We start from the raw sequence: 3,430 nt of genomic DNA on the forward strand, positions 1-3,430 counted from the left end.
AGCCCGCTAAGCTCGCCCGCGGCCAGCGCGGCGCGGTGGCGGGGGGTGCCACCGGCCGGCCGGGGGTTCGGACACCGGCCCGGGCGGCCGGCGCTGCCACCCTCGGCACCGGACCCCGGGCCGGGTAACCGGCCGGGTTCGTCCTCGGCGGATATCCGGCCGCGCCCGCACGCATCGGGTGACCGGCGGACCGCTCGGCACCGGCCGGGCGGGCGACCGGAGTGCGGCCCTGTTGCGGCCCGTTCACCAGGAACGGGAACGGTACGTGGACGAACGGATTCCCGTGCCGGATGAGGGCATCGAGCTGTCGTTCGTTGAGCCCGTGGTCGAGCAGCACCTTCCGACCCCAGCGATGCAGCCGGCAGGGGAACCTCGCGCCGTCGTTGCGGCAGAGTGGCCCGGTGGGCCATTCCTCCGCCGCGTGCACTACTACCGCCCGGACCGCTACGCGGACATCCTCGGGGGTCAACGGCGTCGGGACCGGCAACTCGCCCAGAATCTGATCGATGGGATCCGTCGACTGACCATCAACTCGCACGGCAGGCCTCCCGCAGTTCGGTGGCGATGCGCCTGAGCACCGCACCTCGCCCATTGATACGGCCTGGCGAGCGGGAAAGTTCAAACCAGCTCGGCGCACCGTTAACCGAGAGTGCCGACCGTCGCCGCCGGCCCCGGTCAGACCAGCCCGGCGTCGTGCACGAGGAGCGCGACCTGCACCCGGTTGTTCAGACCGAGCCGGGTCAACAGCCGCGAGACGTACGCCTTGACGGTGGCGACGCTCATGAACAGCTCGCTGGCGATCTCGGCGTTCGTCCGCCCCTGACCGATGGCCATCGCCACCGCGCGTTCCCGGTCGGTGAGACCGCCGAGCAGCCGGGTGGCCCGCTCCTGTCGGGGATCGCTCGCGGTGCCCACCGTGACGTGCGTGATGAGGGTCCGGGTGACCGTCGGTGACAGGGTCGCCTCCCCGGCCGCCACCCGGCGTACCGCCTGCACGATCTGGGCCGGCGGGGTGTCCTTGAGCAGGAATCCGCCGGCACCGGCCCGCAGCGCCCGCAGGACGTGCTCGTCGGCGTCGAAGGTGGTCAGCACGAGCACCTCCGGCGGTCGGGGCAGCGCCCGCAGCGCCTCGGTGGCCGCCAGCCCGTCCACCCTCGGCATCCGGATGTCCATCAGCACCACGTCCGGCCGGCAGGTGGCGACCGCCTGGACCACCTCGCCGCCGTCGGCCGCCTCCCCGACCACCTCCAGGTCGGGCGTACCGCCGAGGATCATCGACAGCCCGGCGCGCACCAGCGCGTCGTCGTCCACGATCAGGACCCGGATCGGCTGCGGGTCCGCCACCGGCGGCGCCTGCTCGGGTCCGGTCACGACGCCGGCCAGGGCAGCCAGGCGGCGAGCCGGAAGTCGCCGCTGTCGTCACGGCCGTGCTCCAACCGCCCACCCGCCAGGGTGACCCGCTCGGCGACCCCGATCAGCCCGGTTCCGGTACCCGGGATCGACGGCACGGCGTCGCCCACCGGCCACCGGTTGCGGATCTCCACGGCCAGCCCGTCGCCGGGCGCCCCGCTGAGCCCGACCGTCACGGCCGCACCCCCGGCGTGCTTGCGGGCGTTGGTCAGCCCCTCCTGCACGATCCGGTAGACGCTGCGCCCCAGACCGGCGGGCAGCCGCTCCGGGTCGCTGACCCGGTCCCGCAGGTCCACCCGGGTACCGGCGGCCCGGGACTCGGCGACCAGCGCGGGCAGGTCGTCGAGGGTGGGTTGCGGGCGTTCCGGCTCGGCGGTGAGCGACGTGTCGGCCCGCAGGACGCCGATCACCTCACGCAGGTCCTGCAAGGCGGCGTGCGCGCTGCCCCGGATCACCCCGGCGGCCCGCGAGACCTCCTCCGGGCTGGCGTCGGGCCGGAACTCCAGCGCACCGGCGTGCAGGCTGAGCAGGGAGATCCGGTGGGCCAGCACGTCGTGCATCTCGCGGGCGATCCGGGTGCGCTCCACCTGCTGGGCCTGGGCCACCCGGAGCTGCTGCTCGGCCTCCGCCCGCTCGGCGCGCTCCCGCAGCGACAGCACCAGTTGCCGACGCGCCCGTACGAACATCGCCCAGGCCATCACCAGCAGGGTGATCACCACGCCCCAGATGGTCGCGGCCCAGTAGCTGCTCTGCGGGTCGGGGCGGAACAGGGCGAAGAACATGTTGCAGACCAGCGCGGCCGCGGTGACCGCCAACGCCACGGCGGTCCGCAGATGCACCACCACGGTGAAGTAGATGATCAGCAGCGCCGCGATCGAGGTGACCGAGAGCATGGTCAGCGGCAACGTCACCAGCAGAAGCCCGAGCGGCCAGCGACGACGCCACCAGAGCGCCACCGTGCAGGCCAGCCCGACGACCGCGTCCGCGACGATCATCCAGCCGTACGGCAGCCGCTCGGCGACGATCGGGGCCGGTGCGAGGGCGTCGAACGTGGTCAGCACCACCCAGCCGAGCGAGAGCAGGAAGCAGGTGCTGTCGATCAGCCAGTCCCGCATGGTGCGACGGGGGCTACGGTCGGCCGCACCGAGCGCCCCGGGCAGCAGCCACGGGTGCTCGGGGACGACAGGGCTGGTCACAGACGTCATGGTAGGCAGTCGTCGAGGGCTCCGGCCAGCGACCAAAGTCGGTCCTTCGGGGTCGACCTTGGTCTAGCCGGTGTCGACCGGCGGCCGCTGCGGACAGCCGGGTGGCCCCGGCAGCCTGATCGGCATGATTGTCGTAGACCAGCTCACCAAACGGTACGGACGGCACACCGCCGTCGATGACGTGTCGTTCCGCTGCGAACCGGGCACGGTCACCGGCTTCCTCGGGCCCAACGGGGCCGGCAAGTCGACCACGATGCGGATGCTCTGCGGGCTGAGCACACCGACCTCCGGCACCGCCACCGTCGCCGGGCACCCCTACCGCCGACTGCCCAACCCGGGTCGCGTCGTCGGTGTCCTGCTGGACGCCTCCGCCCAGCACGCCGGACGCAGCGGCCGGGAGGCACTGGCGGTGGCGGCGGCCACGATGGGCGTGGACCGGCGCGCGGTGGGAGAGGTGCTCGACCGGGTGGGCCTGAACGCGGTCGCGGCCCGGCGGCGGGTGGGCGCGTACTCGCTGGGGATGCGTCAGCGGCTCGGCCTCGCGCACGCGCTGCTGGGCGACCCCCGGGTGCTGGTCCTGGACGAGCCGGCCAACGGCCTCGACCCGGAGGGGATCTTCTGGATGCGCGGCCTGCTGCGCGACTTCGCCGACCGGGGCGGCACCGTGCTGCTCTCCTCGCACCTGCTGCGTGAGGTCGAGGCGGTGGCGGACCGGCTGGTGGTGATCGGGGGCGGCCGGGTCGTGGCGCAGGGCGACAAGGAGGAGTTGCTGGCCGACGGCGGCACGCTGGTGCGCGCCCGCGACCGGGGCGCAC

At 73.6% G+C, this 3,430-nt stretch carries 3 protein-coding genes and 1 pseudogene; 1 reads left to right on the plus strand and 3 read right to left on the minus strand.

All coding sequences use genetic code 11. From position 1 onward, the window contains the following. The 3 genes and pseudogenes from EYA84_RS33715 to EYA84_RS29070 all read right to left on the minus strand — a co-directional run. A pseudogene (locus tag EYA84_RS33715) lies at nucleotides 1-337 on the minus strand (hypothetical protein); the annotation flags it as partial. 338 nt (nucleotides 338-675) lie between these two features. Beyond that, on the minus strand, nucleotides 676-1,392 hold the full coding sequence (locus tag EYA84_RS29065) for a response regulator transcription factor (protein WP_131057200.1): 717 nt from the start codon (nucleotides 1,390-1,392) through the stop codon (nucleotides 676-678). Beyond that, complete coding sequence (locus tag EYA84_RS29070) at nucleotides 1,368-2,606, minus strand: sensor histidine kinase (RefSeq protein ID WP_131057202.1); 1,239 nt, start codon at nucleotides 2,604-2,606, stop codon at nucleotides 1,368-1,370. Before EYA84_RS29070 ends, EYA84_RS29065 begins: the two co-directional genes overlap by 25 nt. Nucleotides 2,607-2,739: 133 nt before the next feature. Here EYA84_RS29070 and EYA84_RS29075 point away from each other — a divergent pair. Continuing rightward, a partial coding sequence (locus EYA84_RS29075) for an ABC transporter ATP-binding protein (RefSeq protein ID WP_131057204.1) occupies nucleotides 2,740-3,430 on the plus strand: 691 nt, incomplete at its 3' end.

This window comes from Verrucosispora sp. SN26_14.1 (assembly GCF_004307965.1).
Classification (GTDB): Bacteria; Actinomycetota; Actinomycetes; order Mycobacteriales; family Micromonosporaceae; genus Micromonospora.